This is a genomic window from Pseudomonas graminis, assembly GCF_001705435.1.
GTDB classification, from domain to species: Bacteria; Pseudomonadota; Gammaproteobacteria; order Pseudomonadales; family Pseudomonadaceae; genus Aquipseudomonas; species Aquipseudomonas graminis_B.
In genome coordinates this window covers 38,050-53,187 of sequence record NZ_MDEN01000051.1, presented here as the reverse complement: position 1 = coordinate 53,187, position 15,138 = coordinate 38,050, and the positions used below count along the sequence as shown (strand labels likewise).

Genomic DNA, 15,138 nt, shown 5'->3' with positions numbered 1-15,138 from the left:
GGATGGTAAATGGTTGAATTGAAAAGAAATTTGCCTCGTTAAGGGGCAGCCTGGTGAGAATGTGTCTATGAAAGCAGGTCTGTACCATCCAGAAGAATTCAAGGATAACTGTGGTTTCGGCCTGATCGCCCATATGCAAGGCGAGCCCAGTCATCACCTGTTGCAGACGGCTATCGAAGCCCTGACCTGCATGACCCACCGTGGTGGTATCAACGCCGACGGCAAGACCGGTGACGGTTGCGGGCTGTTGATGCAAAAACCGGACACCTTCCTGCGTGCAGTGGCCACCGAGCATTTCGGCGTTGACCTGCCGCGTCAGTATTGCGCTGGCATGGTCTTCCTCAATCAGGACGACGCCAGGGCCGAAGCCGCCCGCGAAAACATGAACCGTGAAATCCTGGCGGCCGGCCTGACCCTGATCGGCTGGCGCCAGGTGCCGATCGACACCAGCGTCCTGGGTCGTCTGGCCCTTGAGCGTCTGCCGAAGATCGAGCAGGTGTTCATCGGCGGCGAAGGCCTGAGCGATCAGGAATTCGCAATCAAGCTGTTCTGCGCACGTCGTCGCTCCTCGGTGGCCAACGCCGCCGACACTGACCACTACATCTGCAGCTTTTCCCACAAGACCATCATCTACAAAGGCCTGATGATGCCGCGTGACCTCACGGCATTCTTCCCGGACCTCAACGACGAACGCCTGCAAACCGCGATCTGCGTGTTCCACCAGCGCTTCTCGACCAACACCCTGCCGAAATGGCCGCTGGCACAGCCGTTCCGCTTCCTCGCGCACAATGGCGAGATCAACACCATCACCGGTAACCGCAACTGGGCCCAGGCCCGTCGCACCAAGTTCACCAACGACCTGATGGACCTCGACGAGCTGGGCCCGCTGGTCAACCGCGTGGGTTCCGACTCTTCGAGCATGGACAACATGCTCGAGCTGATGGTGACCGGTGGCATCGACCTGTTCCGTGGCGTGCGCATGCTCGTGCCGCCGGCGTGGCAGAACGTCGAAACCATGGACCCGGATCTGCGCGCGTTCTACGAATTCAACTCCATGCACATGGAACCGTGGGACGGCCCGGCCGGCATCGTCATGACCGAAGGTCGCCATGCGGTCTGCCTGCTGGACCGTAACGGCCTGCGCCCTGCGCGCTGGGTCACCACCAAGAACGGCTACATCACCCTCGCGTCGGAAATCGGCGTGTGGAACTACAAGCCGGAAGACGTTATCGCCAAGGGCCGTGTCGGTCCGGGCCAGATCTTCGCCGTGGACACCGAAACCGGGCAAATCCTCGATACCGATGCCATCGACAGCCGTCTGAAGTCGCGCCACCCGTACAAGCAGTGGCTGCGCAAAAACGCCCTGCGTATTCAGGCGACGCTGGAAGACCACGACCACGGTTCGGCGTTCTACAACCCGGATCAGCTCAAGCAGTACATGAAGATGTTCCAGGTCACGTTCGAAGAGCGTGATCAGATCCTGCGCCCACTGGGTGAGCAGGGTCAGGAAGCGGTCGGCTCCATGGGCGATGACACGCCGATGGCGGTCTTGTCGCGTCGTGTCCGCACGCCTTACGACTATTTCCGTCAGCAGTTCGCGCAGGTCACCAACCCGCCGATCGACCCGCTGCGCGAAGCCATCGTCATGTCGCTGGAAGTCTGCCTCGGTGCCGAGCGCAACATTTTCCAGGAGTCGCCGGAGCACGCGTCTCGCGTGATCCTCAGCTCGCCGGTCATTTCCCCGGCCAAGTGGCGCTCGCTGATGACCCTGGATCGTCCGGGCTTTGATCGTCAGATCATCGACCTGAACTACGACGAAGCCATGGGCCTGGAAGCGGCCGTGCGTAACATCGCCGATCAGGCTGAAGAGGCCGTGCGTTCGGGCAAGACCCAGATCGTCTTGAGCGACCGCCATATCGCGCCGGGCAAACTGCCGATTCACGCGTCGCTGGCCACCGGTGCGGTGCATCACCGTTTGACCGAAAAAGGCCTGCGCTGCGACAGCAACATCCTGGTCGAGACCGCAACAGCACGCGATCCGCACCATTTCGCCGTGCTGATCGGCTTCGGCGCCTCGGCGGTCTATCCGTTCCTGGCGTACGAGGTGCTGGGCGACCTGATCCGTACCGGCGAAGTGCTGGGCGATCTGTACGAAGTCTTCAAGAACTACCGCAAAGGCATCACCAAAGGCCTGCTGAAGATCCTGTCGAAGATGGGCATCTCGACCGTCGCTTCGTACCGTGGCGCGCAGCTTTTCGAAGCCATTGGCCTGTCGGAAGAAGTCTGTGACCTGAGCTTCCGTGGCGTGCCGAGCCGCATCAAGGGCGCGCGTTTCGTCGATATCGAAGCCGAGCAGAAAGCTCTGGCCTTCGAAGCCTGGAGCGCGCGCAAGCCGATCCAGCAGGGCGGGCTGCTGAAGTTTGTCTACGGTGGCGAATACCACGCCTATAACCCTGATGTGGTGGCGACGCTGCAAGCCGCCGTTCAGCAGGGTGATTACGCTAAATTCAAGGAATACACAGCGCTGGTGGACAACCGTCCGGTGTCGATGATCCGTGACCTGCTCAAGGTCAGAGAGCTCGACACGCCGCTGGGCATCGATGAAATCGAACCGCTTGAAGCCATTTTGAAGCGCTTCGACTCGGCGGGTATCTCGCTGGGCGCGCTGTCGCCGGAAGCCCACGAAGCGCTGGCCGAGGCGATGAACCGTCTGGGCGCGCGCTCCAACTCCGGTGAGGGCGGCGAAGATCCGGCGCGCTATGGCACCATCCGCAGCTCCAAGATCAAACAGATCGCGACCGGCCGTTTTGGCGTAACGCCTGAGTACCTGGTCAACGCCGACGTGCTGCAGATCAAAGTCGCCCAGGGCGCCAAGCCGGGCGAGGGTGGTCAATTGCCGGGCGGCAAGGTCAACGGCCTGATCGCCAAGCTGCGTTACGCAGTGCCGGGCGTGACGCTGATTTCGCCGCCGCCGCACCACGACATCTACTCCATCGAAGACTTGTCGCAGCTGATCTTTGACCTCAAGCAGGTCAATCCGGCCGCGCTGGTCTCGGTCAAGCTGGTGGCTGAAGCAGGCGTGGGCACGATTGCGGCCGGTGTGGCCAAGGCCTACGCCGACCTGATCACCATTTCCGGCTATGACGGCGGCACTGGTGCGTCGCCGCTGTCGTCGATCAAATACGCGGGCTCGCCATGGGAAATCGGCCTGGCCGAGACCCACCAGACCCTGCGCGGCAACGACCTGCGCGGCAAGGTCCGGGTACAGACGGACGGCGGCCTGAAAACCGGCCTGGATGTGATCAAGGCAGCCATCCTTGGCGCCGAAAGCTTCGGCTTTGGTACGGCGCCAATGATCGCGCTGGGCTGCAAATACCTGCGCATCTGCCACCTGAACAACTGCGCCACCGGCGTCGCGACCCAGAACGACAAGCTGCGCAAGGACCACTACATCGGCACCGTCGACATGGTGATCAACTTCTTCACCTACGTGGCTGAAGAAACCCGCGAGTGGCTGGCGAAGCTGGGCGTTCGTTCGCTGGAAGAGCTGATCGGGCGTACCGACCTGCTGGACATCCTGCCGGGTGAAACCGCCAAGCAGCAGCATCTGGACCTGACGCCCCTGCTGGGCAGCGACCACATTCCGGCCGACAAACCGCAGTTCAGCCAGGTTGATCGCAACCCGCCGTTCGACAAAGGCCTGCTGGCCGAGAAGATGGTGGAACTGGCGATCTCTGCCATTCAGGCCAAGAGCGGCGGCGACTACGAACTGGATATCTGCAACTGCGACCGCTCCATCGGTGCGCGGATTTCCGGCGAAATCGCCAAGCTCCACGGCAACCAGGGCATGAACGACGCGCCGGTGACTTTCCGCTTCAAGGGCACGGCCGGTCAGAGCTTTGGCGTGTGGAACGCAGGCGGTCTGAACATGTACCTGGAAGGCGACGCCAACGACTACGTCGGCAAAGGCATGACCGCTGGCAAGCTGGTGATCGTGCCGCCGAAAGGCAGCCCGTTCAAGACCCAGGACAGCGCCATCATCGGTAACACCTGCCTGTACGGCGCGACCGGCGGCAAGCTGTTCGCGGCGGGCACGGCAGGTGAGCGTTTCGCGGTGCGTAACTCCGGCGCTCACACCGTTGTGGAAGGCACGGGCGATCACTGCTGCGAATACATGACCGGCGGTTTCGTCTGCGTGCTGGGCAAGACCGGCTACAACTTCGGCTCAGGCATGACCGGCGGCTTCGCCTACGTGCTCGACCAGGACAACACCTTCGTTGACCGGGTCAACCACGAACTGGTCGAGATCCAGCGCATCAGCGGCGAAGCGATGGAAGCCTATCGCAGCCATCTGGAGCGCGTGCTGGCCGAATACGTGACCGAAACCGACAGTGAATGGGGCCGCAATCTCTGGGAAAACCTGGACGACTACCTGCGCCGCTTCTGGCTGGTGAAGCCGAAGGCCGCCAACTTGAAGTCGCTGTTGTCCAGCACCCGCGCGAATCCGCAATAACAGCAGCTGCGAGCGGCAAGCTTCAAGCCGCAAGTTAACGGCAGCGCGCGAGTGCCTGCGAACATGATTTTCTTGCAGCTCCAAGCGTGGCGCTTGGGGCTGTAGTCAGGAGTTCTAACACCATGGCTGAACGTCTCAGTAACGACTTCCAGTTCATCGAAGTCGGGCGTAAAGATCCGAAGAAGAAACTGCTGCGTCAGCGCAAGAAAGAGTTCGTGGAGATCTACGAACCTTTCAAGCCTCAGCAGTCCGCCGATCAGGCGCACCGTTGCCTGGGTTGCGGCAACCCGTACTGTGAATGGAAATGCCCTGTGCATAACTTCATTCCCAACTGGCTGAAGCTGGTCTCCGAGGGCAACATCCTCGCGGCCGCCGAGCTGTCGCACCAGACCAACACCCTGCCGGAAGTTTGCGGCCGTGTGTGCCCGCAGGATCGTCTGTGCGAGGGCGCGTGCACCCTCAACGACGGCTTCGGCGCGGTGACCATTGGTTCGGTCGAGAAGTACATCACCGATACGGCCTTCGCCATGGGCTGGCGCCCGGACATGTCCCGCGTTGTGCCCAACGGCAAGCGCGTGGCAATCATTGGCGCAGGGCCTGCGGGTCTTGGTTGCGCTGACGTTCTGGTGCGTGGCGGCGTGAAGCCGGTGGTGTTCGACAAGAACCCGGAAATCGGCGGTCTGCTGACCTTCGGTATTCCCGAGTTCAAGCTCGAGAAGAGCGTGCTGAGCAATCGCCGCGAAGTGTTCACCGGCATGGGCATCGAGTTCCGCCTCAACACTGAGATCGGCAAGGACATCACCGTCGAGCAGTTGCTGGAAGAGTACGACGCGGTGTTCATGGGCATGGGCACGTACACGTACATGAAGGGTGGCTTCCCCGGTGAAGACTTGCCGGGCGTGCACGACGCGCTGGATTTCCTGATCGCCAACGTCAACCGCAACATGGGCTTTGAAAAGTCGCCGGAAGATTTCGTCGACATGAAGGGCAAGAAAGTCGTGGTACTGGGCGGCGGTGACACGGCGATGGACTGCAACCGCACATCGATCCGCCAGGGCGCCAAGTCAGTGACCTGCGCCTATCGTCGCGACGAAGAAAACATGCCGGGCTCGCGCAAGGAAGTGAAGAACGCCAAGGAAGAGGGCGTAAGGTTCCTCTACAACCGTCAGCCCATCGCCATCGTGGGCGAGGATCGGGTCGAAGGCGTGAAAGTCGTCGAAACGCGCCTGGGCGAGCCGGATGCGCGAGGCCGTCGCAGCCCGGAGCCGATTCCGGGTTCCGAAGAGATCATCCCGGCGGATGCCGTGGTCATCGCCTTCGGCTTCCGGCCAAGCCCGGCATTGTGGTTCGATCCGCAGGGTATCCAGGTCGACAGCCAGGGCCGTGTCGTGGCGCCGGAGCAGGGCCAGTTCAAGCACCAGACCAGCAACCCGAAGATCTTCGCCGGCGGCGACATGGTGCGCGGGTCTGATCTGGTGGTGACGGCGATCTTTGAAGGCCGCAACGCGGCTGAAGGGATTCTGGATTATCTGGGCGTCTAGTTGACGCAAGCTGCAAGCGGTAAGCGGTAAGCGCCAAGCCACAAGCTAATGGCAGACGCTGATCTGCTTTTACTTGAAGCTTGCCGCTTGAAGCTCGCCGCTGCATTGATGCGACAAATCGCCCCGATAAATAAAAGGCACGGCACCGACCGTGCCTTTTATGTTGGTGTCTGAGAAAATGCCCGCACTTTTTTTCCGGATGCCGACATGACTGCCCTGAAGAACGACCGTTTCCTTCGCGCCCTGCTCAAGCAGCCTGTTGACGTCACGCCTGTATGGATGATGCGCCAGGCCGGCCGCTACCTCCCGGAGTACCGCGCCAGTCGCGCCAAGGCCGGAGACTTCATGAGCTTGTGCATGAACCCGGCGTTCGCCTGTGAAGTTACCCTGCAGCCCCTTGAGCGCTATCCGCTCGACGCCGCCATTCTGTTCTCCGACATTCTCACCGTTCCCGATGCCATGGGCCTGGGCCTGTACTTCGAAACCGGCGAAGGTCCGCGCTTCCGCAAAACCGTCACCGCCCTGGCTGACATCGAAGCGCTGCCGATCCCTGACGCGCAGAAAGACCTCGGCTACGTCATGGACGCGGTCAGCACCATTCGCCGCGAGCTCAACGGCCGTGTGCCGCTGATCGGGTTCGCCGGTAGCCCGTGGACCCTGGCGACGTATATGGTCGAAGGCGGCTCGTCCAAGGACTTCCGTAAATCCAAGGCCATGCTCTACGACAACCCGCAGGCCATGCACTTGCTGCTCGACAAGCTCGCACAATCGGTCACGGCGTACCTGAACGGCCAGATTCTGGCAGGCGCCCAGGCGGTGCAGATCTTCGACAGCTGGGGCGGGAGCCTTTCGGCTGCGGCGTATCAGGAATTCTCACTGGCTTACATGCGCAAGATCGTCAACGGCCTGATCCGTGAGCACGACGGGCGCAAAGTGCCGGTCATCCTGTTCACCAAAGGCGGCGGCATGTGGCTGGAAAGCATCGCCGACGCGGGCGCCGATGCGCTGGGCCTGGACTGGACCTGCGACATCGGCGAAGCCCGCCGCCGCGTCGGCAGCAAGGTCGCGCTGCAAGGCAACATGGACCCGACTGTGCTCTACGCCAACCCAAACGCCATCCGCCAGGAAGTCTCGAACATCCTCGCCAGCTACGGCAGCGGCACCGGCCACGTCTTCAACCTTGGCCACGGCATCACCCCCGAAGTCAACCCGGCCAATGCCGGCGCCTTCATCGAAGCGGTGCACGAAATGTCGGCGAAGTATCACCAGTAAGCGCTTTGCAGCTATGAAAACGCCCGGCACATGCCGGGCGTTTTCGTGTGGGGTTCAGGCTGCAGTGATCGTCGGTGCGATATACAACGGCCTTATGGGCGGCTGCTCCCGGTGCTCGGCCTGCCAGAGGTCGTGGCTCATCTGTAATGCCAGCCACATTCGTGCAGTGCTCAGACCGGCGCGTTCCAGTCGGACGGCCAGATCCGGGCTGACCGGCGCACGGCAATTGATGACCCGTGACAACATCTCGCGAGAGTAGTGAAGCCGCCTTGCCATTTCGGCAATTTTAATATTCATCTCCGGAAGCATCTCTTGGATGATTTCACCAGGGTGCGGAGGATTATGCATTCTCATGCCAGTGACTCCTGTCAGTGGTAGTCGAGATAGTCGACCAATTCGATGTCGTTCTCGATAAATCTAAAAATAATTCGCCAGTTTCCGCTCACTGATACAGACCAAAATCCGGTCAGGTCACCCCTCAGAGGATGCAACCTGAAACCGGGTATATCTAAGTCATTAGCGTTTCGTGCAAAGGCCATAACACCAAGGATCTGGCTAAGCCGTCTCGCATGATCGGGGCGAATTCCCTTTGTGGTTCCAGTCTGGAAAAAAGCCCTAAGGCCCTTATGTTTGAAAGATCTAATCATAGCAGCAAAGCGTGAATCAATTATTCACGCTTTGCTGTCAGGCGAGGTAGACGCGAAAGATGTGAAACGATGCCGCGATTTGTGCGAAAACGCATACACCCTTCAAACCTGCACATTCACCGCAAGCGGTTTTACTTTCGCCAGTTTCAGCGCAACGGCGAGGGCGATCAGCAGGAGGGTGCCAATGAAGGCGCCGATGCCGTTCCAGCCGGCGTAGTGCCAGAATACGCCGCCGCCGGTGCCGGCAACGCTGGAGCCTACGTAGTAGCTGAACAGGTACAACGAGGATGCCTGGCCTTTGGCTTTGATGGCGCGGCGGCCGATCCAGCTGCTGGCGACGGAGTGGGCGCCGAAGAAGCCGAAGGTGAACATCAGCACGCCGACGATCACCACCACCAGCGGGGTGAACAGGGTCAGCGCCACGCCGACGAGCATCAGCACGATCACGGCCCACAGCACGTTGCGCCGGCCCAGTTGGTCGGCCAGTGCGCCGATCTTCGCCGAGCTGTAGATGCCGGACAGGTACACCACCGAAAACAGGCCGACGACGGCCTGGCTCAGGTTGTATGGGTCTGCCAGCAAGCGGTAGCCGATGTAGTTGAACAGCGTCACGAACGCGCCCATCAGCAGGAAGCCTTCCAGAAACAGCCACGGCAGCCCAGCGTCACGGAACTGCAGGACGAAGCCTTCCAGCAGGCTGCGGCCATTGAGCGGTCGTGCGCGGAAATTGCGCGACGGTGGCAGGATTTTCCAGAACACACCGGCTGCGCCCAGCGCGATGATGCCCATGATCAACAGTGCCGTGTGCCAGCTGACGTAATCGCTCAACACCCCGGTGATCACCCGGCCGCTCATGCCGCCAATGGCGTTGCCACCGATGTACAGACCCATCGCCAGGCCGATGTGCTGCGGGTGGATCTCTTCGCTGAGATAGGTCATCGCAACGGCGGCAAGGCCGCTCAGCGACAAGCCCACGAACGCCCGTGTAATGAGCACGCCCTCCCAGGTCGGCATCAGTGCGCTGGCGATGGTGAAGAGGGCGGCCGAAAACAGCGAGAACACCATCACCGATTTGCGCCCGAGGCGGTCGGAAACGGGGCCGGTGATGAGCAACCCGATCGCCAGCATCGCGGTGGACACCGAGAGAATCATGCTGCTCTGGGCGGCGTTGATGGAGAAGTCCCGCGACAGCACCGGCATCATCGGCTGCACGCAGTACAGCAGCGCAAACGTCGCGAAACCGCCAGAAAACAGCGCCAGCACCGTGCGAATGAAAGCAGGCGTGTCCTTTTCGATGTAGGAATCGCCCAACGGAATGGCCGCTGTGGCGAACTCGGCAGATGCGGCGGGGGATGCAGCAGTATTCACGGGTGACCTCAGGCGGGAGAGCGGGGAGCAGTGGCAAAAGAATATAGCCGCCTAACGATCGCTTCCAATATATTGTTCGACCTGTTTGATAGGTTTGACGACCTAATGGAATGATTGTGGAATTACGACACCTGCGTTACTTCATCGCTGTCGCTGAAGAGCTGCATTTTGGTCGGGCCGCTCAGGCGCTCGGCATCTCTCAACCGCCGTTGAGCCAGCAGATTCAGGCGCTGGAGCAAGAGCTCGGCGCGCGTCTGTTTGAGCGGACCAATCGCCGGGTGGAACTGAGCGAGGCGGGCCGGTTGTTCCTCGATGAAGCTCGTCTGGTGCTGGCGCAGGTCGAGAAGGCCTCGGACGTCGCTCGGCGCGCGCAGTTGGGAGAGCTGGGCGAGCTGAAGATCGGCTTTACGGCATCCGCGCCGTTCACCTCAAGCATCCCGCAGGCCATCTTCGCGTTTCGCCAGCGCTATCCCGCTGTGCACCTGGCGCTTCAGGAAATGAGCAGCCGGGAGGTTGCCGAGCGGCTCGAGAACGAGTCGATGCAAGTGGGCATCATGCGGCCCCTGCCGCTGCCGGATTCACTGGTCGCCGTGGAGCTGTTGCACGAGCCGTTGGTGGCAATCCTGCGCTCGGACCATCCGCTGGCAGAAGGTTCGGAGCGCGGCATGCATTTGCGGGAACTGGCCAGTGAGCCGTTTGTGTTCTTCCCGCGCAGCTACGGCAGCGGGCTCTACGCGCAGTTGCTGGATCTGGCGCGGGAGGCGGGTTTCAGCCCGTTGTTCACCCAGGAGGCGGGCGAGGCGATGACCATCATTGGTCTGGTGGCAGCCGGACTGGGCGTGACGGTGCTGCCGGCGTCCTATCAACGCATGCGCATCGAGGGGGTGGTGTACCGGACGCTGCTGGATGCCCAGGCGACGTCAGCGGTGTGGCTGGTGCAGCGCAAGGATCAGAAATCGCCCATGGCCAAGGCGTTTGTCGAGCTGGTGACGCGCAAGGCGGGCTGAACCGAGGCACGGTGTAGAAGCCGATGGCGTTATTGCAGATGGTCCAGAGTGCAGGGCAACGCCGTCATTTGCTCACCTTGCCCTGGAGTGGAGTGACCACGTATTTCAGTTCGCCGCTCTCCATGCTGATCCGGAACACACCCGCGGAGGCGTAATCGACAAACCAGCGATCGTCCAGGCTGCGACCATAGGGACGCAGCTGCACGCCAGGGTAGTCAAAGCGCACTTCCTCGAGGGACGTCAGGGCGAAAAGCACGGCGGCGAACAGCTCCCTTGCCTCGTGGTTGGGGGGCAGTTGGCTGTCTGCCTTCCAGCGCTCTTCGCGAAGCTGCTGACGCGCCACGGGAGTACCGAGGGTGTCCAGCAACGAGAAGCGCAGGCCGTGGCGCTCCTTCTGAATCGTCATCAGCCACTCTTCGCGCTGACTGGCTTGCTCACGCTGGACCTGCAGCTGCACGGGGAATTTGATGTGAGGTATTTGCGCAGGCAGCGGCGCATGGCTGGCGCAGCCACTGACTAACAGCACGCATAACAGCAACAAAGCGCGAATCATGAAGCTTTACCTTCCAGGTGTGCCGACAATTTGTATTCCCGGGCTTCGAGTCGCCGAAATGACACAGGCTATGGCGCGGCGCCATCACCGAGTGACGGGCATTATCTCGATGCCAGCGCACTGAGGCAAACGTTGAAACAAATAGTGAGTTTACTGAGGACTACTCTTAGGGGCAGAGCAGTGGCGTCTGACATCATTTTGTAGGTGCAACCAGACTTCTGATGTTCCAGGCTGGGTGCTTGCCGTCAGATTTTTCCGAGAGACTCGCCCTACTCACCGCGATTGCCTAGACTCGGGACCATTCATCGGGTCATAGGCGATCCTTCACAGCTAGACAGCAACAGGGAGTCTTACATGCGGCGTGTGGTGTTCAATCAGAAGGGCGGTGTTGGCAAGTCCAGCATCGCCTGCAATCTGGCGGCTGTCAGTGCTCATGAAGGTTATCGGACGCTGTTGATCGATCTTGATGCCCAGGCCAACTCGACGCAGTACCTGACCGGGCTGACTGGCGACGAGATTCCCATGGGCATCGCCGATTTCTTCAAGCAGACCTTGTCGTCCGGGCCTGGGGCTAAAAAGAACCAGGTCGACATCTACGAGACGCCCTTCGACAACCTTCATGTGGTGACCGCTACGGCGGAGCTGGCTGATCTGCAGCCCAAGCTGGAAGCCAAGCACAAGATCAACAAGCTCCGCAAACTGCTGGATGAGCTGAGCGAAGATTACGAGCGCATCTACCTGGACACGCCCCCGGCGCTGAATTTTTACGCGGTGTCGGCGTTGATCGCGGCGGATCGGGTGCTGATTCCGTTCGACTGCGACAGTTTCTCCCGTCAGGCGCTTTACGGGCTGCTGAAAGAAATCGAAGAGCTCAAGGAAGATCACAACGAGGATCTGGAGGTGGAGGGCATTATCGTCAACCAGTTCCAGGCGCGGGCGAGCCTGCCCCAGCAGATCCTTGATGAACTCATCGCGGAAGGGCTGCCGGTGCTGCCGGTCTACCTCACCAGCTCGATCAAGATGCGTGAATCCCACCAGGCCAACATGCCGCTGATCCATCTGGAACCGCGGCATAAGCTGACTCAGCAGTTTATTGAGCTGCATCATTTGCTGGAAACGGGTGCCGGGAATCGCTGACTGACGAGATGCGAGGCAAGATCAAGGCTCAGGTCAGCGGCGCGTGGCTTTCCCGACGGGCTCGGGTCATGTGCTTGGCTCGCTTGCGCGCCTTTTCGGCCATGTCCTTGGGAATGTCGATGGTCGCGTCCATGTCGGCCTGAAGCTGATCCTGGCTGGCGATCAGGCGATGGGTGCCTTCCGCGCAGCCGCAGCGCACCGTCTGTCCGTGGGTCGCCACGGCGACGAGTTCGTCGATGAAGGTCGGATTGCCTTGGGCAATGAAGCCGATCTGTGCACAGCCCTCGCACCAGACCGGATCGCCCATCCGCGCCAGGCGCCGCTCCTCCCATGTGTGCGAGCCTGAAGCGCTCAACACCACGCCGCCGGTTGTCGTTGAATCGCCCTCTCTGACCACGTATGTCATTGCTAACCACTCCAGGGTGCCGATAGGAATGGCGAAGCCTAGACGCAGAATTCGACGGACTCGGGGCCAAGAAGCGCTTTCAGAACATCCCTACAGCGCTAGCTGTCACGCACTTCGATCGCCGAGGAAACGCCTTTCATATTCCCTGACTGGTCAGCCAGGCCATCAGCTGTTGCAACGGCATCGCGCCACTCTGCCGGGCAACTTCACGACCGTCCTTAAACAGGATCAAACTCGGGATCGAGCGAATGCCCAGTTGCGCGGAAAGCTGCTGATTGGCTTCACTGTCCAGCTTCGCCAGGCGAACACGCCCGATCAGTTGAGTGGCCGCCTGCTCGAACGTCGGCGCGAAGGATTTGCACGGCCCGCACCACTCGGCCCAGACGTCCACCAACAGCGGCAGATCGCCCTTTATCTGACTGGCGTAATCGCCCTGTGTCAGGTTGAACGGCTTGCTCAGCAAAACCGGCTGCTTGCAACGCCCGCATTTCGGCTGGTCGGACACCCGCGCGGCAGGGATGCGATTGAGCCCGTTGCAATGCGGGCATGGGATCAGCAGGGAATCGGACATGGCAGAGGCCTGAGTAGGGTTGATGACTACTAGGTGGAGCCGGCGGGGTGAGTTATCAAGCTTTACGGTTTCACCGTTATCGCCGGGTCGTCGTAAATGGCTGGCTTCGTTGGCTACCTCAAATCCGAGGTGTGAGCTGGCTCACCTTTTCATCGCTCGCTGGGGTACCCCTCGCTCACAAAATCTCAAACCTGAAGAAGCAACAAGCTCCCCTTTCATCCTTGGTCCCAGCCCCTGACTGCGCGCGTTAAGCCGAATCCCCAAGCGCTAATTATCCGAAAGCATCCCCCGTTCGCCCAACTGTTCGCCCTCCCTGCCCGTCGTTAGTGTCGACGCGAGGGGCTGACTGACGAATATGCGCGTCGGCCCCTGTCATCTCATAGCCAGGGAGTCGCCCATGATCAGCCAGATCCAGGCCGCCGTTGCAGCGGTTGTCGCGAACAAAACACAAGCCCTCGGCACTGTCGCGACCAGCGATCCAAAAGCTGTCGACAAGGCCGCACCGGCGACTGCCGACAAAGCGACGTTTTCGACACTGGCGGCTCAGTTGAACGAGAGCGCAGCGCGAGCCGAGAAGAGAGACGCAGGGATGACCCATGCCGAATTGGGGCAATACGGGCGTAATCGCATCAATGAGTTTTTGATCGAAGGCCGCGCGGCCAACAGCGGCACCCGGGCGATGGAAGTGCCCAAGACGAACGACCCTGAGTTGCTGGACCGTGCGCGCGAGGCCAGTGCGTTCGTGACCCGGACGCTGGCGGGCGACAAGAACGCCAAGAGCCCGTTCGAGAACCTCTCCCGCGAACAACTGAACCTGATTGCCTTTGACGACAGCGCAAGCTTCACGCTCAACGAACGGCGTGCGGCCTGGCAGGGCGTGCAGAAGATGGACGAGGACTGGCGCAAGGTTGCGATAAACGGGGGAGTGATCGAGCAAGCCCGGACGGGCAAGGCCTCCCGGTTCTACAACGACGCTCTGAGCTACCTCAAGTCGCTGCCCGCGATTGAAAGGGCGGTGAGTTATCCCAAGGGAGCGCAAGCCATTCTGGAGGCGCGAATCAAGAGTGCCCCGACGCTGCCCAGCCTGCCGGGCGCTTTTGGACGTCAGGCGGCGGACCGCAAATTGACCCTCTATGACATTCTGGCCGGCATCGTCGACACCAGCAAAGACAAGAAAGCCGACCCAAACAACATCGCCTACACGAAGAAGTTCGCGCCTCGTAGTTCACCTGAGCCAGCTACGGCGGCGCACGGACTTGAAAAGCCAGCGGCTGCGAATTCCGGTACGCAAGTTGAGCAAGTGGGTACCACGACCAGGAATGAGAAGGCAGCAGGATAAAAAATGCTCCGGCCATTGCAGTTGGTAATGGTCGGATGGGTCGCTAAGCTGGATATTGCACGCACAACGGTAGGGAAATGCACGTCATCACTGAAAAGCGAATCTGGGAGGCAAAAAAGAGATGGCCACAATCGGCAACGGCTCTGGACGCTTGGTACCGCTTAATCAAAGCATCCAGGCTGAACGATTTTAGTGCGATGAGAGCGGTGTTGCCCTCTACAGATAAAGTGGGAAGATTTCATGTTTTTGATATCGGCGGGAACAAGATCCGGCTGATTGCGTCGGTTAACTACTCAGCGCAGCGGCTGTACATAAAGCATGTGTTCGACCATCGTGAATACGACAAAGGTAAATGGAGGTATGAGCAATGAGCGCGCTCATTAAACAGGCTGCGGAGCACTGGCATCACTTGGCGCCATTGCTGACTCGGCCTGAAACGGAAGCTGAATATGACCTGCTTGTCAGCGGGCTCGACGAACTGTTGGAGATCATCGGAGAGGATGAGCAGCACCCTCTGAATCGTCTCGCCATATTGGTCAGCGAAATGATTGAAGCCTATGACCATGAGCATCGGCCCATGCCTATGGCCTCAGGCTCCGAGACGCTGCGTTACCTGATGCACGAGCACAACCTTGGCCAAGGCGACATGCCTGAAGTGGGGAATCAGTCCGTCATTTCCGAAATACTCTCAGGCGAGCGCCAGTTGTCCCTCAAGCAGATCCGCAAGATTTCGGAACGTTTCGGCGTGCCGGCAGAGGTCTTTATCTGACCTCAACTCACCCCC

The 15,138-nt window shown here is 60.4% G+C and carries 14 protein-coding genes; 8 read left to right on the top strand and 6 right to left on the bottom strand.

Annotated features, from left to right (window positions below):
* Nucleotides 1–67: 67 nt before the first annotated feature.
* The 3 genes from gltB to hemE all read left to right on the top strand — a co-directional run bounded on the left by gltB (nucleotide 68) and on the right by hemE (nucleotide 7,326).
* On the top strand, nucleotides 68–4,513 hold the full coding sequence (gltB, locus tag BBI10_RS02990; RefSeq protein WP_065986615.1) for a glutamate synthase large subunit: 4,446 nt from the start codon (nucleotides 68–70) through the stop codon (nucleotides 4,511–4,513).
* Between the two features lie 122 nt (nucleotides 4,514–4,635).
* Complete coding sequence (locus BBI10_RS02985; protein WP_065986613.1) at nucleotides 4,636–6,054, top strand: FAD-dependent oxidoreductase; 1,419 nt, start codon at nucleotides 4,636–4,638, stop codon at nucleotides 6,052–6,054.
* 207 nt (nucleotides 6,055–6,261) lie between these two features.
* On the top strand, nucleotides 6,262–7,326 hold the full coding sequence (hemE, locus tag BBI10_RS02980) for a uroporphyrinogen decarboxylase (protein ID WP_065986611.1): 1,065 nt from the start codon (nucleotides 6,262–6,264) through the stop codon (nucleotides 7,324–7,326).
* A 54-nt stretch (nucleotides 7,327–7,380) separates the two neighbouring features.
* On the opposite strand, the gene BBI10_RS02975 is transcribed toward hemE, so the two are convergent.
* The 3 genes from BBI10_RS02975 to BBI10_RS02970 form a co-directional block, all read right to left on the bottom strand.
* Nucleotides 7,381–7,680 (bottom strand): HigA family addiction module antitoxin, encoded by a 300-nt coding sequence (locus tag BBI10_RS02975; protein WP_065986609.1) that lies wholly within the window; start codon nucleotides 7,678–7,680, stop codon nucleotides 7,381–7,383.
* Between the two features lie 14 nt (nucleotides 7,681–7,694).
* Nucleotides 7,695–7,973: a type II toxin-antitoxin system RelE/ParE family toxin gene (locus BBI10_RS26400; RefSeq protein ID WP_083233002.1), complete on the bottom strand. Its 279-nt coding sequence runs from the start codon at nucleotides 7,971–7,973 to the stop codon at nucleotides 7,695–7,697.
* 102 nt (nucleotides 7,974–8,075) lie between these two features.
* Nucleotides 8,076–9,341 (bottom strand): MFS transporter, encoded by a 1,266-nt coding sequence (locus BBI10_RS02970; protein WP_065986608.1) that lies wholly within the window; start codon nucleotides 9,339–9,341, stop codon nucleotides 8,076–8,078.
* Between the two features lie 116 nt (nucleotides 9,342–9,457).
* Between BBI10_RS02970 and BBI10_RS02965 the strand changes: the two genes are divergently transcribed.
* Complete coding sequence (locus tag BBI10_RS02965; RefSeq protein ID WP_065986607.1) at nucleotides 9,458–10,348, top strand: LysR family transcriptional regulator; 891 nt, start codon at nucleotides 9,458–9,460, stop codon at nucleotides 10,346–10,348.
* Between the two features lie 64 nt (nucleotides 10,349–10,412).
* Here BBI10_RS02965 and BBI10_RS02960 read toward each other — a convergent pair whose 3' ends face one another.
* Nucleotides 10,413–10,901: a DUF3261 domain-containing protein gene (locus BBI10_RS02960; protein ID WP_065986606.1), complete on the bottom strand. Its 489-nt coding sequence runs from the start codon at nucleotides 10,899–10,901 to the stop codon at nucleotides 10,413–10,415.
* Between the two features lie 354 nt (nucleotides 10,902–11,255).
* Between BBI10_RS02960 and BBI10_RS02955 the strand changes: the two genes are divergently transcribed.
* Nucleotides 11,256–12,038 carry a ParA family protein gene (locus BBI10_RS02955; protein WP_065986605.1) on the top strand — a complete coding sequence of 261 codons (783 nt, stop codon included), beginning with the start codon at nucleotides 11,256–11,258 and terminating at the stop codon, nucleotides 12,036–12,038.
* Between the two features lie 28 nt (nucleotides 12,039–12,066).
* Here BBI10_RS02955 and BBI10_RS02950 read toward each other — a convergent pair whose 3' ends face one another.
* Both BBI10_RS02950 and trxC read right to left on the bottom strand, forming a co-directional pair.
* Nucleotides 12,067–12,444 (bottom strand): PAAR domain-containing protein, encoded by a 378-nt coding sequence (locus tag BBI10_RS02950; protein WP_065986603.1) that lies wholly within the window; start codon nucleotides 12,442–12,444, stop codon nucleotides 12,067–12,069.
* Nucleotides 12,445–12,580: 136 nt separating this feature from the next.
* Nucleotides 12,581–13,015, bottom strand: a complete 435-nt coding sequence (gene trxC / locus BBI10_RS02945; protein ID WP_065986601.1) for a thioredoxin TrxC — start codon at nucleotides 13,013–13,015, stop codon at nucleotides 12,581–12,583.
* 397 nt (nucleotides 13,016–13,412) lie between these two features.
* Here trxC and BBI10_RS02940 point away from each other — a divergent pair, with 397 nt between their 5' ends.
* From BBI10_RS02940 to BBI10_RS02930, 3 genes are all read left to right on the top strand, one after another.
* The gene (locus BBI10_RS02940; protein ID WP_065986599.1) at nucleotides 13,413–14,354 is read left to right on the top strand and encodes a hypothetical protein; all 942 of its coding nucleotides are present in this window, start codon (nucleotides 13,413–13,415) and stop codon (nucleotides 14,352–14,354) included.
* Between the two features lie 77 nt (nucleotides 14,355–14,431).
* Nucleotides 14,432–14,725 carry a type II toxin-antitoxin system HigB family toxin gene (locus tag BBI10_RS02935; protein ID WP_065986597.1) on the top strand — a complete coding sequence of 98 codons (294 nt, stop codon included), beginning with the start codon at nucleotides 14,432–14,434 and terminating at the stop codon, nucleotides 14,723–14,725.
* Complete coding sequence (locus tag BBI10_RS02930; RefSeq protein WP_065986595.1) at nucleotides 14,722–15,123, top strand: helix-turn-helix domain-containing protein; 402 nt, start codon at nucleotides 14,722–14,724, stop codon at nucleotides 15,121–15,123. The genes BBI10_RS02935 and BBI10_RS02930 overlap by 4 nt, the downstream gene beginning before the upstream one ends.
* Nucleotides 15,124–15,138: the final 15 nt, after the last annotated feature.

Excerpts from the sequence above, each read along its gene's own strand:
- BBI10_RS02930 (WP_065986595.1), top strand. The coding sequence starts at position 14,722 with ATGAGCGCGCTCATTAAACAGGCTGCGGAGCACTGGCATCACTTGGCG.
- BBI10_RS02955 (WP_065986605.1), top strand. The coding sequence starts at position 11,256 with ATGCGGCGTGTGGTGTTCAATCAGAAGGGCGGTGTTGGCAAGTCCAGC.
- BBI10_RS02935 (WP_065986597.1), top strand. The coding sequence starts at position 14,432 with ATGCACGTCATCACTGAAAAGCGAATCTGGGAGGCAAAAAAGAGATGG.
- BBI10_RS02975 (WP_065986609.1), bottom strand. The coding sequence starts at position 7,680 with ATGAGAATGCATAATCCTCCGCACCCTGGTGAAATCATCCAAGAGATG.
- BBI10_RS02950 (WP_065986603.1), bottom strand. The coding sequence starts at position 12,444 with ATGACATACGTGGTCAGAGAGGGCGATTCAACGACAACCGGCGGCGTG.
- BBI10_RS02960 (WP_065986606.1), bottom strand. The coding sequence starts at position 10,901 with ATGATTCGCGCTTTGTTGCTGTTATGCGTGCTGTTAGTCAGTGGCTGC.
- gltB (WP_065986615.1), top strand. The coding sequence starts at position 68 with ATGAAAGCAGGTCTGTACCATCCAGAAGAATTCAAGGATAACTGTGGT.
- BBI10_RS02985 (WP_065986613.1), top strand. The coding sequence starts at position 4,636 with ATGGCTGAACGTCTCAGTAACGACTTCCAGTTCATCGAAGTCGGGCGT.
- hemE (WP_065986611.1), top strand. The coding sequence starts at position 6,262 with ATGACTGCCCTGAAGAACGACCGTTTCCTTCGCGCCCTGCTCAAGCAG.
- BBI10_RS26400 (WP_083233002.1), bottom strand. The coding sequence starts at position 7,973 with ATGATTAGATCTTTCAAACATAAGGGCCTTAGGGCTTTTTTCCAGACT.
- BBI10_RS02940 (WP_065986599.1), top strand. The coding sequence starts at position 13,413 with ATGATCAGCCAGATCCAGGCCGCCGTTGCAGCGGTTGTCGCGAACAAA.
- trxC (WP_065986601.1), bottom strand. The coding sequence starts at position 13,015 with ATGTCCGATTCCCTGCTGATCCCATGCCCGCATTGCAACGGGCTCAAT.